This window comes from Kribbella sp. NPDC043289 (assembly GCF_056436705.1).
This window is the reverse complement of the sequence record NZ_JBWKCB010000002.1, coordinates 967,269-984,366: the sequence shown is the minus strand read 5'-3', so window position 1 is coordinate 984,366 and position 17,098 is coordinate 967,269. Positions and strand designations below refer to the sequence as shown.

Genomic DNA, 17,098 nt, shown 5'->3' with positions numbered 1-17,098 from the left:
ACAAACCCTTCCGGATCCTGAGATTCATCACGAACCGGGCCCCGTGGGTACCGATATTCTGTTGCGGAGTCAGGCACCTGCTGGTGGCCTGGGGCGGATGTGGATGGCAGAATCGCGCAGACGAGTTGGCAGCCGCGGGGGCGACGACGCCCCGACCGTGGCGCGACGGATCGCGATCGAGATGACGCCGGCTGGGGTGTGAGTGGAAACCGAATTCGTGCTGTCACTCGGTGAGCAGCAGTGGACGCTACCGCCCGGAACCGACACGTTCACCATCGGCCGCGCCTCCAACGCCGACATCCGGCTCCCGGCCGACGACCAGATCTCGCGGATCCACGCGCGCCTCACCCGCGACGACCCGAGCACCTGGACCCTGCACGACGAGTCCCGCAACGGCACCGGCCTCAACGGCCGCCGCCTCACCGGACCAACTCCCCTGAGCACCGGCGACCGAATCCACATCGGCCGCTCAGTCCTCACCTTCCACAAATCCACCACCCCGGACACCACCCCAGCGCCCCACCAGGCCTCCGGCCCGATGCCCACCCCGGCGTCCGCGCCAGGCCACCCCGTGCCCGAGCCAGCTCAACCCGCACCCGCCGCGCCTCCGGCACCACCGGCCGCCGAGCCGTCATTCGCTCAGCCCGAGCCCACCCCGCCCCCAGCCGACCCGACGCCCGGTCAACCCGCGCCCGATCAGTCGGCGCCGGGTCAGTTTGCGCCAGGTCAGTTTGCAGAGGACGAGGGTGCCGCGAGCACGCCGTTCGCCGACGGTCAGGTTGCCGGAGATCCACCAGCAGACCGTCCGTTCGCAGACAGCGCCTTCGCGCAGCCGCCTTCCGGATTCACCGGCAATGCACCGGCGAGCAACGCATCCACACCGCCCGGTCCCGCCGCAGACGACCCCGCTGAACCCAGTCCGTTCGCCGATTTCAGCATCGACCCTCCCGCCAACCGCGCCGCGGCACCGGTGGGGTACGACGCCAACCAGTACCCGCCAGCCGAAGACCAGCCAGGCGACAACCAGTACGCCGACCCACACGCAGGCGCGGGCAACTCGCCACACCCGGCGAATGCCCCGTACGCCGGACCTCCATCTCCGAGTGCGGACGCGGCATACACCGGCCCCGAAACGGACCCGAGGGCCGCAGCACAGTCCGCGAACAGCGCGTACGCCGACGACTCGGCACCGGACGATCGCGACCTGTACGCCCCCGACTCGCGGCCAGGGAACGACGCCCACGCCGGAGGCGCTGAATACCCGGCAAATACGCCGTTCCCAGCGCGCGACGCAGATCCCGCAAACACGCCGCACCCCGGGCCCGACGCAGACCCCGCGAATTCACCATTCGCAAGTCGCGACACGGATCCCGCGAACACGCCGTACCCCGGAGCGGGCACGGACCCTGCAAACTCGCAGTTCCCCAGGCAGGATGCGGACGCCGGGAATTCGCCGTACTCCGCAGGCGACGCGAACCCGGCGGAATCGCCGTTCGCGAAACGTGACCGGGACCCAGCGAATACGCCGTACGCCGGCGCCGACGGCGGTTCCGGGAACTCGCCGTACTCCGCAGGCGACTCGGACCCGGTGAACACGCCGTTCCCAGGGCAGGACGCGGACCCCTCGAATGCGCCGCACGCCGGCGCCAGCGGGGCGGACTCGCCGTACCCCGGAGGCGACGCGAGCCCGGCGGGCTCGCCATTCGCGCGGCGGGACGGGGATGCTGCAGGCTCGCCGTTCGCTAGGCGGGACGGGGATGCTGCAGGCTCGTCGTATCCAGACAACGACGGGGACGGCGTGGACTCGGCGTACGTCGGCGATGGTGCGTACCCGGGGAGCGACGCGCATGCGGGGAACGACTCGTACCCGCCGAACGACCCGTACCCGGGGAACGAAGCGCACGCGGGGAACGACGCGTACCCGGGGAACGACGAGCCTGCTGGGGACGGCGGATTCGTTGGTGGCGATGGGGTTGTCGGGGAGTCGGGGCGTGGGCGGGAGTCTGGGCGTTCGGCTGAGGGTGAGCGTCAGTTCGGGGCTGCTGGGGTTGTGCCGGGGTTCGAGGATGTGCGGGACGGGGAGACCTGGGCGGCTTACCCGTCGGCGGACCACCCGGAGCCCGCGCGGTCGCCGTGGGATGTTTCGGGTCAGATCGAGCACTCGGAGCCGAACTGGAACCAGTCGGACAGTTGGCCCGACTCCAGCGGCATGGATCGCCGGGGCGCGGATCGGCGTGCTGGTAATGACCGCCGCTCCTCTGGTGGCGATCGGCGGTCAGCGGATCGGCGCTCTCAGGAAGGCCAGGGTCAGCCCGGCGCGGACCAGTACGCATACGCCGCGGTCCAGTACCCGCAAGGCGCAGACCCACGCCAACCCGGCACAGACCAGCGCGGGCCCAGCGCCGATCAGCGCGGGAGTGGCGCGGATCAGCGTCGACTCAGCGCTGACCGGCGGGTCGCCGAGTTCGGTGACGGCGACGCTGTGGGGACGGTGCGGCTGCCGCGGGTGTTGATTGCGGCCGGTGGTGTGATTGTGCTCGGCCTGGCCGTGAACCTGATCGTCACGTTCTTCTCCGACGGACCGAGTGGTGCGCTGCGCTGGCTGGTGCCGCCGGGCATCGCACTCGTGGTGGCGATGGTGCTCGCGCTGCTCGACGCGGCCGCGCCGAAGGACGAGCGACCGGGGCGGTTCGACGTGTCGGTCCTGATCGCGATCGCGGTGGTGCTGGTCGGTGTCGGCGTCGGCGGGTTCGCGGTGACCGCGGGCACGAAGTACGTCGCGGGCTACCTGTCCGGCAACGAGTCCGGTGCGGACCGGCTGATCCAGCCCGTCGCCAAGACCGGATCCGGGATCACGATGACCGTCGAGAACGTCACGTACACAAGTCATTTCACCCGCGTCGAGGTCGCGATCCGGAACGCCGGCAAGGAGCCGTTCACGATCCCGCTCGACGGTACGACGTTCACGGCGGCCGACGGCACCGCTCTGCGCGCGGACACCGGCAAGAGCGCGTGGCCGGGCAAGGTCGCGGCCGGCGGTACCGAGCACGGTTCGATCACGTTCAAGGGTCATCTGCCGGACAGCGCGACCGCGGCCGCTCTCACGTTCAAGTCCGGCAGCACGACGTTCGCCGTCTCCGGCGTCACCCTGAGCAGCTGACCCCAGGCAGCTGACCCCGGGCCGCGCCCCGATCGCGAAAACGCGCGCGCAGAGATACATCGAAAATTGATATAGTCGCGCCCATGACCGACCTGGACGTCGATCGGCTGACCACCGTCATCGAGGACTTCAACACGATCTTCATCCGGCTCCCGTCCGTGCGGAAGTTCAACTTCTCCACGCTGTCGGTGCTGCACACGCTCGACCGCCGCGGACCGCTGCGCCTCACCGACCTGCTGCCGACCGAGCAGCTCAAACAGCCCGCGCTGACCAGCCTGGTCGCGAAGCTCGAGCAGGACGGTCTGCTGCAACGCCGCCCCGACCCGGCCGACGGCCGCGCCAGCCTGATCTCGCTGACCCGGGCGGGCCGTCAGATCGTCCGGTCCCGGCACGCGAACCGCGTCGCCAAACTGACCCGCCTCGTCGACCAGCTCACCCCCAAGGAACTGGCCGTCCTCGCGGGCTCGGTCGACGTACTCCATCGCCTCACCGAGCTCGCCGAGGAGACACCATGACCCCGCCGCTCACCCCGACGCCCATCCACGTTCCCGACGACGTCCTCGACGACCTCCGTCGCCGCCTGCGCGCGACCAAGTGGCCGCGCGACGCGGGCAACGACGACGGCTTCTACGGGGTACGCCGTTCCGAGCTGCAACCGCTCGTCGAATACTGGGCCGACGGCTTCGACTGGCGCGCCGCCGAACGCGCGATCAACGCCTACGAGCACTACCGGGTCGACGTGGACGGCGTACCCGTGCACTTCCTGCGCAAGGCCGGCGTCGGCCCGCGGCCGATCCCGTTGATCCTGAGTCACGGTTGGCCGTGGACGTTCTGGCATTGGTCGAAGGTGATCGACCGGCTCGCCGACCCCGCGGCGTACGGCGGTGATCCGGCCGACGCGTTCGACGTCATCGTCCCGTCGCTGCCCGGGTTCGGGTTCTCGACGCCGACCCGGCCGGACATGAACTTCTGGAAGATCGCCGACGTCTGGCACGAACTCATGACGGGTGTCCTCGGGTTCCCGAAGTACGCCGCCGCCGGGTGTGACGTCGGCGCGCTGGTGACTGGGCAGCTCGGCCACAAGTACGCCGATGAGCTCTACGGGATCCACATCGGTTCGGCGCTGAAGCTCTCGTTCTTCACCGGCGATCGCGGCTGGGACTTCAGCGGCGGGCGCCCGATTCCGGAAGGGCTGCCGCCGGAGCTCCACGCCCGGGTCATCGAGATGGACCGCCGGTTCGCCGCGCACCTGGCCACCCACGTCCTGGACCCGAGCACGCTCGGCTTCGGCCTCGCCGACTCGCCGGCCGGCATGCTCGCGTGGATCCTCGAGCGCTGGCAGAAGTGGTCGGAAGGCGACAAAGCGTTCACCGACGACGATCTGCTCACGCACGCCACGATCTACTGGGCCGGCGACGCGATCGACACCTCGATCCGCACCTACGCGAACAACAACCGCTACCCCTGGACGCCGTCGCACGACCGCACGCCCGCGATCGAGGCCCCGACCGGCATCACCTTCGTCGGGTACGAGAACCCACCGGGCGTCAGCACACCCGAGGAACGCGTGCAGAACTTCCTCGCGAGCGATCGCGCGTCTTGGTACAACCACGTCAACATCACCGCCCACCCGAACGGCGGCCACTTCATCCCGTGGGAGCTCCCGGCCGAGTGGGCCGACGACCTGCAACGAACGTTCCGCGGCCTGCGCTGACTCACCCCGTTGACTTCGCCGCCTCATTCTCTCGGGGTGATGCAGCCGCCTTGGCATTGACGGACCGTAGGTGCCGAGGCGGTCCCAGCCGTGGGTGCAGATGGGCGGCCCGGCGTGGCGTCGCGGGATGGCGAAGTCATGACGTTCGACCTGATTCTCATCGGGCTGGCGATCACGCTCGAACCGCTCCCCCTGAGCGGGTACATCCTGTTGTTGCTCAGCGCCGGGCAGGGCACCCGGAAGGGGCTCGGGTTCCTCGTGGGCTGGCTGCTCACCCTGGTCGTACTCGTGGTCCTGACACTCGTCCTCACGGGTGGCAAGCCACCCGCGTCAGGCTCGACACCGTCCACGGCGACGTTGGTCATCAAGATCCTGCTCGGCATCGCACTGTTGGTCGTCGCGTGGCGAACGCGGGCGCACCGCGGCCGGCCGACGCAGCCGCCTAGCTGGATGGCGAAGATCGACGATCTCGGCTTCTTCGCGGCAATGGGAATCGGCTTCCTGCTCCAGCCGTGGCCCCTGGTCGCGGCCGGCGTCACCACGGTTGCCTCGGCGGACCTGTCGAACACGTCGACCGTCCTCACCCTGATCCTGTTCTGCCTGCTCGCCTCGGCGAGCTACCTGACCATGCAGACCTATGTGACCCTGAAGGAGGAATCCGCAAGGGGACGGCTCGACGCCCTGAACGCCTGGCTGGGCGGGCACCGGGACCAGGTGGTGATCGCGGTGGCGGTCACCGTCGGGCTCTGGCTGATCGGAAAAAGCGTGTACCTGCTCGCGACCTAAGCGCCCAGGACGGGGCCAACCTCAGCTGCGGGTCGGTGCGTCCTGCGCGACGGACGGTACGTCGTGCGCGACGCCGTACCCGTGCCGTTCACCACGCACGAGGTACTGCCGGATCTGCTGCGCGACCGTATCCGCCGCGTTCTCGTCCGGAGCGTTGTGATCGAGCCCAGGCAAAATCGTGTACTCCGCATTCGGCAGGATCCCCTCGAGTCGCGGGAGGACACCGGTCAAGTACCCGGGCGACCTCTCGCCACCGAGCAGCAGGGTCCGCGAGGCGATCCCGGCGTACCGGCTGCCGTCGGAGTCGAGACGGACGATCTCCCCGATCTCGGCCGGGGTCAGCGGCATCAGGTCCCGGGTCTCGCGCCCGCCCGGTCCGCGCAGCATCAGCAAGGAGATTGCCCAGAGCAACGGAGCCGCGTGGAACGGCAGCAGATCCGTGCCTTTCAGGAACGTCGTCATCGCCGCGACCTGCTTGCCGTCCCCGACCAGCCGCGTGAACGTGTCGAGCCAGCTGGCGTCGAACGAGCCGTCGAGACTGACGCCCGGCTCGTACGCGATCAACGCGTCCAGACGCCGGCGCAACCCCACGTGCAAGGCGATCAACCCGCCGTAGCTGTGCCCGAACACCACCTGCGAACCGGTGTGCTCCAGCACCGCGACGACATCGCCGACCTCGGTCTCCACGCCGTACGACGATCCCTGCTCGGTACTCGCCCCTCGGCCGCGGCGCTCGATCACATGCACCGTCTGCGCTCCCGCGAGCCCCCGCGCCAGGGTCTCGTAGTGGTGCGCCCGTCGGTTGTTCCCCGGGATCACCACCACCCCGGGCCCGGCCCCCATACTCAGCACCTCGACCGCGGCGTCGTCCCCCGCCCCCACGAGGTCCCGCCGCCACGTACCCGCCCGCACCCCACTCATCCCCAACCTCCCTGCTCCACGGCCCACCATCCCCCAGACCGCTGGCACCCGCCTGACACCCCACTGACATAACCCACCAGCACGCCGGTATCTGCCCGGAACAGCAATATTCATCGGCCGGAATACCCTTCCAGCCAGCCTGCTCACGCCGAGTGACGGTCGACGGGTGGGTGCAGGCTGGTCAGGACGTATCTCGGCCGCAGATCAGCTTCTGCCGCTCAGACCGCTACAACACCGCCGTCGACAGCCAGCTCCACTCCGTTCACATAGCTCGAGTCGTCCGAGGCGAGGAACAACGCGACCGTCGCGATCTCGTCGGGGCGGCCCATCTCTCCCCGCGGGATCAGGGACTCGAACTGCCGCTTCGTCTCCTCGTCGAACAACTCCGCCTGAATCGGCGTGGCGACCTGGCCCGGCATCAGCACATTCACCCGGATCCGCCGGTCCTTCAACTCGGACAACCACACCCGGGCGTAGGCGTGCAGCACGGCCTTGCTGGCCGCGTACACGCTCCACTCCGGATAGCCCTTGACCGACGCGTTCGACCCGGTCATGAAGATCGAGCCCCCGTCGTTGAACAGTGGGAGCGCCTTCTGCACCGTGAACAGCGTGCCGCGCGCGTTGAGCCCGAACGTGGTGTCGAAGTGCTCCTCGGTGATCTCGCCGAGCCTGGCCTGCGCACCCGTTCCGGCGCTGGCCCACAACACGTCGATCGCGCCCTTCTCCCGCTTGACCGTGTCGAACAAGCGGTCCAGATCCGCCAGGTCCGCCGAATCGCCCTGCACCCCGGTCACGTTCCCGCCGATCAGCTTGACAGCTTCGTCCAGCGCTTCCTGCCGCCGCCCCGAGATGAAGACATGCGCGCCTTCCTCGACGAACAGCTTGGCGCCGGCCAGCGCCAAACCGCTGGTTCCGCCGGTGATCACCGCTACCTTGCCATCGAGCTTGCCCACGATCACTCCGTTGTTCGAAGGTTATGTACACCGATTGGTGTGCTTAAGGTAGCTGGATTGCCGGCGGGAGCGCAAGCTATGTACACCGGGCGTTACCCAACGCGGCTATGCTTGCGCCATGACGGAGGTGGAGAAGGGCCCGCAAGGCCGGCGCCGCGGCAGAGGCGCGCGCGAGCGCATCCTCAGCGCGTCGCAACAACTGTTCCGCGAGCAAGGCATCAACCAGACCGGCATGGACCAGCTCTGTGCGGCGGCGCAGGTGTCGAAGCGCACGGCCTACCAGCACTTCAGCGGCAAGGACGACCTCGTCGCCGAGTATCTGCGCCGATTCGATCCCGACGTGATGCCCGAGGTGTTCGACCGCACCGACCTCACGCCGCGCGAACGACTCCTTGCGGCCTTCGAGCTCCCCATGACCGCGACCGAGGACGACGTCACACCGCTGTGCCCCTTCATCGCGGCATCCGTCGAAATCAACGACCCGCAACACCCGGCGCGCCAACGCGCGCACGACTACAAGACAGCCATCGCCGCCCGGCTGGCCGAAACCGCCCGCGAAGCCGGCGCCACCAACCCCGAACAACTCGGCGAACAACTGGCACTGCTGCTCGACGGCGCCTCCGCCCGCAACCGAGCCCTCAACACCGAAACCTTCCCCACCGCCGCCGCCATCGCCACCGTCCTCATCGACAACGCCATCCCCACACCAGCCCCGCACTGAGGACAGGCCGGACCAGCCGGGCGCCGACACACCCAGCCGCGGAAGGGTCTGATCGACCTTGAGGCAGGCGGAGCGTGGCGCAGGACGTGGTCGCACAACGAAAAAGTGCCTGGTCGACGTTGCTCTGACCAGGCACTTCTCGAGGGGTGGAGGTGGCGGGAATCGAACCCGCGTCCTTCGGCGTTGCTACAAGGCTTCTCCGGGCGCAGTCTGAATGGCGCTTTTCTCAGCCCCAGCGTTTGTACAGACATCTCGCTGACAGGCTCAGTCACTGTTAATGTCCCGTGCTAACCCCGTGACCGGGCTAGCAAAGCAAGCTCTCTAGCTGAGGCCAGGAGCTGGGGCGAGAGCGTCCCCAGGCTGACCGCTTCTTTAAGTGCTCAGGCCGTCAGGCGGCGAGAGCGAAGCTACTGCGCTGTGAATTGGCAGTTATTGGTTTCCAGAGATCGTTTACGAGATAACCCTGGATCCTCGGCCCGCTTCTCTTGGAACATACGTCCAAAGTCGAAACCGTTCACCCCCTGTTGAGTTGTCAAACTCCCACCGTCCCCGAGGGGCTGGTGGAAGATCCACACTATCAAGTCCAACAGACCGCCCGCATCCGACATTCCCCCGTGAGCGCTCAGGCGGCCGAGGCGAGGCGGAAGATGACTGCCGCGGCGGCGACGAGCAGGCCGGCGAGGGCGATGACCCAGGCTGTTGTGGTCTGGAGCAGAAGGGCGCCGACGGCCGCGCCGGCGAGCATCGCGGCGATCGAGCCGAGGCGGCGGTACGGCTTGGCGGGGCGGCCGTTTCCGAGCATGTTGTCAGCGGCCAGACCGGTGAGGGTCAGCGTGAGCACCGTGGTGGTCATGTCCCGCGGTGCCGCGTGCCGGACGGTCGCGTTCTGCAGGCCGAAGCAGGCCGCGAGCGCGACGATCAGCAGGTACGACGTACCGCCGGTGTTCTCGAGGACGCCGAGACCGACCAGCAGCCCGCAGATCAGCAGGACCCCTGACTGCACCCCGAACGCCGTCCCGAGCCAGCGCCGCGGCCGCCGCTCCATCGCGCGGGCAGTGCGTCCCCCGGCCAGCGACCCGAGCACGAAGCCGACGACGGCGACGACCGGCGGCCCGAGTCTGAACCCCGACTCGGGCGCGACCGCGAATCCGAGGAACACCACGTTCCCCGTCATGTTCGCGACGAAGGTATGTCCGAGCTTCAGATAACTCACCGCGTCGATCAACCCGGTCGCCGCGGTCAACCCGAGGAACGCCGCGACTTCCCACCGCGCCCCGACCGGAACAGTCATCCCAGCAGCGTAGGGCCTACTTGATCAGGCGCAGCGTGAACGGGTAGCGGAACTTCGCGCCGGCCGCGGTGGCGAGGCCGCCGATACCGGTGAGCAGGAACCAGAGGATGCCGAGGATCGGGAACAGGAAGCTGAGGAAGCCGTGCGTGAACCCGGTCATGATCCCGAGCAGCGCGAACGCCCCGAACGCGGTCAGCTGGAAGTTCAGCGCCTCGACCGCGTGCCGTCGTACGGCGGGATTCTTCTGGCCGGCCGTGGCGACGACCAGCGCGGGGCCGACGAAGAACGTCGGGTAGCCGAGCCAGTGCGCGATCGTTCCCATCCCCCGGCCGTCGCCGCGGTAGGTCTGCAGCGGAGCCGGTCGGGTGAACGCGGCCGGCGCGTACGTCGGGACGGGGTGCGCCACCAGGCCGTTGAACGTGCCGTTCAGCTCGGCCCGGGTCCGCGCCTTCAGCGCCAGCTCGAGCCGGGTGTCGAAGTCGGCGTGGTCCAGCCGACCGTCGGCGTACATTTCTTTCAGGATCTCGACGGCGCGGTCCCGTTGGGCCGGCGTCACCAGCAGCTCTGAAGTGGACATGCTTCCACTGTGCTTGGCAGCGGCCGCGCGCCCCATCGGGTTCGCCCCGGACGCACCCCTGACCGGACCCGGAAGCCAGCTCGATCGCCTCAGCGCCGGCGGTCGGACAGCGCGCGCTGGGCCTCGCGGTTGGCCTGGCGCTCGGCCAGCGCGTGCCGCTTGTCGTAGTCCTTCTTACCGCGCCCGGTCGCGAGCTCGACCTTCGCGTACCCGTCCTTGAAGTACAGCGACAGCGGGATCAGCGACACACCCTGCGTCTCCACCGCGCGGATCAGCTTCTGTACCTCGTCCTTGTGCAGCAGCAACTTCCGCGTACGGCGCGGCTCGTGGTTGGTCCAGGTGCCGTGCTTGTACTCCGGGATGTGCATGCCCTGCAGCCAGAGCTCGTTCCCCCGCACCGCGGCGAACGCGTCGACCAGGGAGGCCCGGCCCTGCCGCAGGGACTTGACCTCGGTCCCGGTCAGCACCAGCCCGGCCTCCACCACGTCGTCGATGTGGTAGTCGTGTCGCGCCTTACGGTTCTGCGCGATCGGCTTCTCCCGGCCGGACTGTTTCACCATCCGGCCAGTATCGCAGGTAGCTCACAGCCACTTCATCGGATTAACGACGTTGCCGTTCTGGTAGACCATGAAGTGCAGGTGGCAGCCGGTCGAGTAGCCCGTGGTCCCGGACCAGGCGATGATCTCGCCCTTCTTGACCCGCTCACCGACGTGCGCCTTGTACTTCGACAGGTGGTTGTAGACCGTGGTGATCGAGTCCCCGTCCATCACGCCGTGTGACACGAACAGTCGGTTCCCGTAGCCACCGTTGAAGTACTTGTCCGTCACCACACCGTCGGCCGCGGCGCGGACCGGCGTACCGCAGGGTGCGCGGAAGTCGGTGCCGTCGTGCAGCTTCCAGTAGTGCAGGACCGGGTGGAACCGCATGCCGTACGGCGATGTGATGTAACTGCTGACCGGGTAGCCCAGCCGTCCGTCGCCCGAGGAGGACGGGTCCGGAACGTTCCGCGGCGGCCGGTGCTCCTTGCGCGCCTTCTCCTTCTCGGCACGCTCGGCAGCCGCCTTGCGCCGCGCGGCCGCCGCCTTCTCGGCCTTCGCCCGCGCGATCAGCAGCTGCTGGACGCGATTCCGCTCCCGGAGCAGCGAGTTGTACTGCGCCAGCTCGGTGTTCTTCTCCTTCTCCGCGGCCTTGAACGCGGTCAGCTTGACCTTCGCGATCGCGGCGGCCGCCGCGCGGTCGGCAGCGACCTGCCGGGTCAGCTCGGCGACCCGTTTCACGGTCGCGGCGGACTCGGCCCGAGCCGTCTCGGCAGCCTTCTCCGCGGCGGCGACCTGGACCCGCTTGCTGGCCAGCTGCGCCTGCGCGTTGTTCAGGTTGGTGATCGCGTTGCCCTGGATGCCGAACACATTCCGCTGCACCTGCATCCCGGTGGCGATGTCGGCCGGCGCGGCACCGCGCAGCGCGATCGACAACCCGACCAGGCTGTTCTGCTGCTGGTACGCCGACCGTACGGCGCGACCCGCCACGGCCCGCTTCTCGCCGATCAGCTTCTCACCGGCCGCGACGTCCGCGACCGCCGTACGCAGGGCTGCCTCGGCGGCGGCGAGCTTGCCCGCGGCAACCGCATCGGCGGCCTTCGCGGCGGCGAGCTGACCTTGCGCGGCGGCGTACCGGACCTGGACGGCCTGGTACTTCGTCACGGCTTGGTTGTACGCGGCAACGGCCGTGCCGAGCTGGTCGGACGCGTCGTCGAGATCGGCCTTGGACTGGTCGATCTGCGAGTCGAGTTGTTTCTTCTTGGCGGCTGGATCCGGCGGTTTCGCCTCCGCGTTCGGAGCGGACGGAACCGCCGCCAGGACACCGGCGGACAGGGACAGGACAAGGCAGCAAGCGGCAACCACCGTCTGCCGTCCCGGCGGTCGAGTTCGTGATCGCGGGTACGGCGCGGCGGGGGTACCGGTGCTGTCGTCTCGCTTGATGCTCCCCCGCTCAGGCGGGTTCGCACCGGGGAAGTGCGGGACCACAGGTCGACCCCTTGCTCTGGATGAAGTTGTGCAGTGCAGGAGTTACTGCTGTGACTCCTGATACTGCACGATAGGTCACCCGGGTCAGACTTTGAGGTATTTCCGTGTTGTCAGGAATGTCGGGATCACCGCGAGGATCAGGCCGACGACGACCATGATCAGCGTCGCGCGGAAGGTTTCGGTCGCGCCGACCCACTGCCAGACGCGGAACGTCTCCTGGGCCCGCTGCATCACGACGAAGTACACCCCGACCCACAGGGTGCCGCAGGCAAAGACCGCGCCCACCAAGGCGGCCAGCACCGCCTCCAGGAGGAACGGTAGCTGGATATAGAAGTTCGAGGCGCCCACCAGGCGCATGATGCCGATCTCCCGTCTCCGGGCATACGCCGCCAGCCGGATCGTGTTGGAGATCTGCATCAGGGCCGCGACCAGCAGCAACGCGGCCGCGATCAGGGCGCCGACTTGCAAGCCGTTGAGGGCCTTGAACAACGGATCGAGGTACTGCCGGAGGTCTTGGACCGTATCGACCCCCGGGAGGCCGGCGACGGCACTGACCAGGTTCTGATAGCGCTGTGGATCCTTCAGCTTGACCCGGAAGGACTCCTGCATCTGGTCCTCGGTGACCGTGCTGACGATCGGCGAGTCCTTGTACAGCTTCTTGAACGAGTCGAACGCTTCCTTCTTCGACTCCGAGAACACGCCGTCCGGTGCGGTGTCCGGGTTCGTCGTGATGACCTGCTGGATCCGGTTCTTCTGCTCCTGGGTCACCTCGGCCCCGGAACAGCCGCGGCCGCCGGAGTCCTTGGTGCACAGGAACACCGAGATCTGGATCTTGTCGTACCAGTTCCCCTTCATCAGGTCGACCTGCTCGCGGGCGAGCAGCGCGCTGCCGAACAGAGACAGCGAGACCCAGATGGTGACGACGACCGCGATCGTCATCGAGAGGTTCCGCTTCAGGCCGATCCCGAGGTCGGAGAGGATGTAGTTCAGGCGCATTCTTCAGTCAGTCCCTGGGGTCGGCGATCAGTGCTGGTAGCCGTAGACGCCGCGCGACTCGTCGCGGACGACGTGACCGTTCTCCAGCTCGATGACGCGCTTACGCATCTGGTCGACGATCGACACGTCATGGGTGGCCATCACGACCGTGGTGCCGGTCCGGTTGATCCGGTCCAGCAGCTTCATGATGCCCACCGACGTCCCCGGGTCGAGGTTTCCGGTCGGCTCGTCGGCGATCAGGATCATCGGCCGGTTCACGAACGCGCGGGCGATCGCCACCCGCTGCTGCTCACCACCGGACAGCTCGTCGGGGAGCCGGTCCTCCTTGCCGTCCAGACCGACCAGCTCGAGCACCTCGGGGACCGTTTTGCGGATGTGCGAGCGCGGCTTGCCGATCACCTGCAGCGCGAACGCGACGTTCTCGGAGACGGTCTTGTTCGGCAGCAGCCGGAAGTCCTGGAACACAGTGCCGATCTGGCGGCGCATCTGCGGGATCCGCCAGCTCGCGAGCCGGTTCAGGTCCTTGCCGGCGACCATGATGTGGCCTCTGGTGGTCCGATGCTCACGCAGGACCAGACGAAGGAACGTCGACTTGCCGGACCCGGAGGTACCGACCAGGAAGACGAACTCGCCTTTCTCGATCTCGACGTTGACGTTCAGCAGAGCGGCCCTGGTCTGGCCCTCGTACGTCTTGGACACATTCTCGAAGCGGATCACGGGTTCATCCGGCCGTGGTCGGGAACAGGGAGAGACGCGACGGTAACCACGAAGTGCACCGTACGCCACGGGAGCGGCCGGCGATCAGTCTAGGCGCTCCACGGCGTGCCGCCGACCAGGCGTGCCGGTCCGTACAGGCGCGTCCGATACCCGGTGTGTTTGAAACACCTGTCTCAGAAGAGAGCTCAGGCTGGGGCTGGAGCGGGGGCTCCGTTTCCGGTGTCGGGGCGGGCGCCGGCGATCCGCGCAACGGCGGCGTCGGGTTGGCGGCCGGCCTTGCGCGCGGCTTCGACGTGTAAGCGGGCCAGCTCGACGGCCTGCCGGGACACCTTGACGACCTTCTTCTCAGTCACGGTCACTGTCTCCCTCGACGACCTCGATATCCGCGTCCGCGATATCAGCGTACGCGGTCGCGCCGACCCGGTCGATCGCTACCGAGGCGGTCAGCGCGGCGACCAGATCGTAGTCCTCGGGCTGTAACAGTTCCGACCGCATCAGTGAGCGCAGCGTCACCACACCGGCGTCGGTTCCGGCGTCGTCGCCCTCGAGGATCTGCTCCACCGCCCAGCGCACCATCCGCATCGTCTCCTCGCGGTGCCGCCAGGTGTCGAGCTCCCGGTCGGACTTGCGCGTCAGGTACGCCCCGAGCGCGACACCACCGAGAGCGAGCAGCGGACTGAGCACCGTCACCACGACGCCGACGACCGAGATCCAGGTCGGAATCACGAACACACCCGGGGGCTCATACGCGTTCTCCCAATTCCATGGTCTTGACCGGCCGATGATGTTACGAAGAAGCATTCCATCCAGCACCGACAGCCCGAGAAGACAGCCGAGATGACGACCAGGACGACGGCGAGGACGACGCCCAGGATGACAAGGAGCAGTGTCACCGTGAACGACGAAGCGGACCGGTACGACGTGTTCGTGCAGGGGACTGTGTTCCTCGACATCGTGATGACCGGTCTGGAGACCGCCCCGACCACCGGTACCGAGATCTTCGCCGAGGGGATGGGGTCGTGCCCCGGCGGCGTCGCGAACTTCGCGATCGCTGCCGCGCGGCTCGGTCTGCGGACCGGACTCGCCGCGGTGTTCGGCGACGACGCGTACGCCGACTTCTGCTGGCGGACCCTCGCGGACCAGGAGGGCGTGGACCTGTCGCACTCGCGGCGGATCGGGCACTGGCACTCGCCGGTCACGGTCTCGATGTCGATCGACCGGGACCGCGCGATGGTCACCCACGCGCACGAGGCGCCGGGCGACCCGAGCAAGCTGGTCGGGCCGGGCCTGAAGACCCGCTCGGCGATCGTGCCGGTCGCCGAGGAACTGCCCGGGTGGACCGTCGAGGCGCGGGAGTCCGGCGCACTGCTGTTCGGTGACGTCGGCTGGGACCCGACCGACGAGTGGTCGCCCGCGGTGCTCGACGTCCTCGAGGGTTTCCACGCGTTCACCCCGAACGCGTCCGAGGCGATGGCCTACACCCGGACCGACACCCCGAAGGCCGCGCTGCACAAGCTGGCCGACCGGGTCCCGCTCGCGGTGGTGACGAACGGCGCGGACGGCGTACTCGCGATCGACTCGGCGACCGGTGAGGAGGAGCAGGTGCCGGCGCTGCCGGTGCGGTCCTACGACCCGACCGGGGCCGGGGACGTTTTCCTGGCGTCGCTGGTCCTCGGGACGCTGCGCGGGTGGCCGCTCGCGCATCGGCTGGCGTTCAGCAACCTGTGCGCCGGACTCTCGGTCCAGCACTTCGGCGGCTCGCTCGCGGCGCCGGGGTGGGGCGACATCATCGACTGGGTACGCGACCACAGCCGCCACCGCCCCGGCGACGTCGACCCCGCCCTCCTGGAGCACTACGCCTTCGTCGGCGACGTCCTCCCGGCCGGCCCGGTGCCGATCGTCCGGCGGGCGTCAGCGACGATCGCGCGCCTGTCGGACGCCTGACCCGCCGACCGTCACCGCGACCAGCACGAGCAGGACACCGCCGCCGAGGAATCCCCACGACGGCGTGGTCCGCTCGATCATGACGCCGGCGAGCGCGGCCCCGGCCGCGGAGCCGAGGTTGTTGGCGGTGTTGATCCACGTGCTGGCCTCGGTGCGCTGGTACGGCGGTGTGACCTCGTCCGCAGCGAGATACGACACCACGAACAGCGGTGCCACGGCAGCACCGGCAACTCCCATCACGACCCCGAGCGCCACCAGGTCCGTCACGAACGAGGCCGCGATCAGACCCGTCGCCAGTACGGCGATCAGCCCCCCGAGGTGCACCGCCCACGACCGGGTATGACGTCGACGCGCCCAGAGCAACCCGCCCGTGACGCTGCCCAGTCCGATCGCGGCCTCGACGTACCCGGCCGCGCCCGGATGACCCGCCCGCTGCGCGACACCGGCCACGCAGAGGTAGGCGATGCTGATGCCTGACGCGGTCACCATGACGACGAGCAGGATCCGTCGCAGGCCCGGGATCACGAGTGGGCCGAGCGGATGCCGAGACGGTGACGGCGCCGCGGTGTGCGTGGTGACCGGGCTCGTGACCATCGCCAGCGTGCCGACGAACAGCAACGCCGCCGAGCAGCCAAGGGCAGCCGGCGCGGAAACGAGACTGATCAACAGACCGGCGATCAACGGCCCACCGAGGAACAGGCACTCCTCGGCTACCGCATCGAGGGCGTACGCACGTTCCTTCAGCGCCGACCCCTCGGTCAGCAACCGCCAGTTCGACCGCATCGACGGCCCGAGTGGCGGTGCGAGCAAACCAGTTACCCCGACGAGCAGCAGTACGACGGAACTCGCCGTACCGACCGAGGCGACGAGAAACAGACCGGCTGCGGCGCCGGCCGCGAGCAGCGGAAGCACGCGACGCTGACTGAACCGGTCGACGAGCCGTGCCTTGTAGGGCATCGACAGCGACGAGAGACCGAAGACGGCGACCGCGGCGCCGGCGGTCGCGAAGGAATGGGTGGACTGCTGGACGGTGATGAGCAGGGACAACGGGAGCAGGCCGTACGCCAGCCGGCCGAAGAGCGCGGGCACGAAGGTGCGCAGCGCCGACGGCAACAGCAGGACGTCACGATAGCTCCCGGCACGAGTGGTGCCGGACACGAGAACGCTCCTAGAGATTCCAGACGGAAGGGGCTCGACCGCGCAGGGGCGCGGGAGCCGTCTCTAGTCACGAGGGGAGAACATGCGCGCAAGCCTACGCCATGTCGTTCTCGACGGCTGGAAATACCGGGCTGCT

At 68.5% G+C, this 17,098-nt stretch carries 17 protein-coding genes and 1 other RNA gene; 6 read left to right on the top strand and 12 right to left on the bottom strand.

All coding sequences use genetic code 11. From position 1 onward, the window contains the following. The first annotated feature begins 202 nt into the window (after window positions 1-202). The 4 genes from AC0662_RS16475 (at window position 203) to AC0662_RS16460 (ending at window position 5,660) form a co-directional block, all read left to right on the top strand. Window positions 203-3,160: an FHA domain-containing protein gene (locus tag AC0662_RS16475; protein WP_478301430.1), complete on the top strand. Its 2,958-nt coding sequence runs from the start codon at window positions 203-205 to the stop codon at window positions 3,158-3,160. Window positions 3,161-3,243: 83 nt separating this feature from the next. Next, window positions 3,244-3,675 (top strand): MarR family winged helix-turn-helix transcriptional regulator, encoded by a 432-nt coding sequence (locus AC0662_RS16470; RefSeq protein ID WP_478301428.1) that lies wholly within the window; start codon window positions 3,244-3,246, stop codon window positions 3,673-3,675. After that, window positions 3,672-4,874, top strand: a complete 1,203-nt coding sequence (locus tag AC0662_RS16465; protein ID WP_478301426.1) for an epoxide hydrolase family protein — start codon at window positions 3,672-3,674, stop codon at window positions 4,872-4,874. Before AC0662_RS16470 ends, AC0662_RS16465 begins: the two co-directional genes overlap by 4 nt. A 138-nt stretch (window positions 4,875-5,012) precedes the next feature. Continuing rightward, complete coding sequence (locus AC0662_RS16460) at window positions 5,013-5,660, top strand: GAP family protein (RefSeq protein WP_478301424.1); 648 nt, start codon at window positions 5,013-5,015, stop codon at window positions 5,658-5,660. Window positions 5,661-5,681: 21 nt separating this feature from the next. Here the strand turns inward: AC0662_RS16460 and AC0662_RS16455 are convergent, their stop codons facing one another. After that, window positions 5,682-6,581: an alpha/beta fold hydrolase gene (locus AC0662_RS16455; protein ID WP_478301422.1), complete on the bottom strand. Its 900-nt coding sequence runs from the start codon at window positions 6,579-6,581 to the stop codon at window positions 5,682-5,684. A gap of 218 nt (window positions 6,582-6,799) precedes the next feature. Then, window positions 6,800-7,534, bottom strand: a complete 735-nt coding sequence (locus tag AC0662_RS16450; RefSeq protein ID WP_478301421.1) for an SDR family NAD(P)-dependent oxidoreductase — start codon at window positions 7,532-7,534, stop codon at window positions 6,800-6,802. A 118-nt stretch (window positions 7,535-7,652) separates the two neighbouring features. Here AC0662_RS16450 and AC0662_RS16445 point away from each other — a divergent pair, with 118 nt between their 5' ends. Beyond that, on the top strand, window positions 7,653-8,255 hold the full coding sequence (locus AC0662_RS16445) for a TetR/AcrR family transcriptional regulator (RefSeq protein WP_478301419.1): 603 nt from the start codon (window positions 7,653-7,655) through the stop codon (window positions 8,253-8,255). Between the two features lie 144 nt (window positions 8,256-8,399). On the opposite strand, the gene ssrA is transcribed toward AC0662_RS16445, so the two are convergent. From ssrA to AC0662_RS16400, 9 genes are all read right to left on the bottom strand, one after another. Next, window positions 8,400-8,777: a transfer-messenger RNA gene (ssrA, locus tag AC0662_RS16440) on the bottom strand. A gap of 100 nt (window positions 8,778-8,877) precedes the next feature. Further along, on the bottom strand, window positions 8,878-9,546 hold the full coding sequence (locus tag AC0662_RS16435; RefSeq protein ID WP_478301417.1) for a YoaK family protein: 669 nt from the start codon (window positions 9,544-9,546) through the stop codon (window positions 8,878-8,880). Window positions 9,547-9,562: 16 nt separating this feature from the next. Next, window positions 9,563-10,123 carry a DUF1707 and DUF4870 domain-containing protein gene (locus tag AC0662_RS16430; protein ID WP_452194851.1) on the bottom strand — a complete coding sequence of 187 codons (561 nt, stop codon included), beginning with the start codon at window positions 10,121-10,123 and terminating at the stop codon, window positions 9,563-9,565. Window positions 10,124-10,212: 89 nt separating this feature from the next. Next, window positions 10,213-10,683: an SsrA-binding protein SmpB gene (gene smpB, locus AC0662_RS16425; protein WP_452194849.1), complete on the bottom strand. Its 471-nt coding sequence runs from the start codon at window positions 10,681-10,683 to the stop codon at window positions 10,213-10,215. 21 nt (window positions 10,684-10,704) lie between these two features. Continuing rightward, on the bottom strand, window positions 10,705-12,024 hold the full coding sequence (locus tag AC0662_RS16420) for a peptidoglycan DD-metalloendopeptidase family protein (protein WP_478301415.1): 1,320 nt from the start codon (window positions 12,022-12,024) through the stop codon (window positions 10,705-10,707). A gap of 207 nt (window positions 12,025-12,231) precedes the next feature. Next, complete coding sequence (ftsX, locus tag AC0662_RS16415; protein WP_387783096.1) at window positions 12,232-13,143, bottom strand: permease-like cell division protein FtsX; 912 nt, start codon at window positions 13,141-13,143, stop codon at window positions 12,232-12,234. Between the two features lie 27 nt (window positions 13,144-13,170). Continuing rightward, window positions 13,171-13,860, bottom strand: a complete 690-nt coding sequence (gene ftsE / locus AC0662_RS16410) for a cell division ATP-binding protein FtsE (RefSeq protein WP_452194845.1) — start codon at window positions 13,858-13,860, stop codon at window positions 13,171-13,173. Between the two features lie 185 nt (window positions 13,861-14,045). Beyond that, window positions 14,046-14,213 carry a hypothetical protein gene (locus tag AC0662_RS16405; protein ID WP_452194843.1) on the bottom strand — a complete coding sequence of 56 codons (168 nt, stop codon included), beginning with the start codon at window positions 14,211-14,213 and terminating at the stop codon, window positions 14,046-14,048. Further along, on the bottom strand, window positions 14,206-14,586 hold the full coding sequence (locus AC0662_RS16400) for a hypothetical protein (RefSeq protein ID WP_452194841.1): 381 nt from the start codon (window positions 14,584-14,586) through the stop codon (window positions 14,206-14,208). Before AC0662_RS16400 ends, AC0662_RS16405 begins: the two co-directional genes overlap by 8 nt. A gap of 168 nt (window positions 14,587-14,754) precedes the next feature. On the opposite strand from AC0662_RS16400, the gene AC0662_RS16395 reads away from it, so the two are divergent. Then, on the top strand, window positions 14,755-15,804 hold the full coding sequence (locus AC0662_RS16395) for a carbohydrate kinase family protein (RefSeq protein WP_452194839.1): 1,050 nt from the start codon (window positions 14,755-14,757) through the stop codon (window positions 15,802-15,804). Here AC0662_RS16395 and AC0662_RS16390 read toward each other — a convergent pair. After that, a complete protein-coding gene (locus tag AC0662_RS16390; RefSeq protein WP_478301412.1) occupies window positions 15,772-16,962 on the bottom strand; it encodes an MFS transporter in 1,191 nt (396 codons plus the stop codon). The genes AC0662_RS16395 and AC0662_RS16390 overlap by 33 nt on opposite strands. Window positions 16,963-17,098 lie beyond the last annotated feature (136 nt).

Excerpts from the sequence above, each read along its gene's own strand:
- AC0662_RS16470 (WP_478301428.1), top strand. The coding sequence starts at position 3,244 with ATGACCGACCTGGACGTCGATCGGCTGACCACCGTCATCGAGGACTTC.
- AC0662_RS16465 (WP_478301426.1), top strand. The coding sequence starts at position 3,672 with ATGACCCCGCCGCTCACCCCGACGCCCATCCACGTTCCCGACGACGTC.
- AC0662_RS16460 (WP_478301424.1), top strand. The coding sequence starts at position 5,013 with ATGACGTTCGACCTGATTCTCATCGGGCTGGCGATCACGCTCGAACCG.
- AC0662_RS16455 (WP_478301422.1), bottom strand. The coding sequence starts at position 6,581 with ATGAGTGGGGTGCGGGCGGGTACGTGGCGGCGGGACCTCGTGGGGGCG.
- AC0662_RS16445 (WP_478301419.1), top strand. The coding sequence starts at position 7,653 with ATGACGGAGGTGGAGAAGGGCCCGCAAGGCCGGCGCCGCGGCAGAGGC.
- AC0662_RS16435 (WP_478301417.1), bottom strand. The coding sequence starts at position 9,546 with ATGACTGTTCCGGTCGGGGCGCGGTGGGAAGTCGCGGCGTTCCTCGGG.
- AC0662_RS16430 (WP_452194851.1), bottom strand. The coding sequence starts at position 10,123 with ATGTCCACTTCAGAGCTGCTGGTGACGCCGGCCCAACGGGACCGCGCC.
- smpB (WP_452194849.1), bottom strand. The coding sequence starts at position 10,683 with ATGGTGAAACAGTCCGGCCGGGAGAAGCCGATCGCGCAGAACCGTAAG.
- ftsX (WP_387783096.1), bottom strand. The coding sequence starts at position 13,143 with ATGCGCCTGAACTACATCCTCTCCGACCTCGGGATCGGCCTGAAGCGG.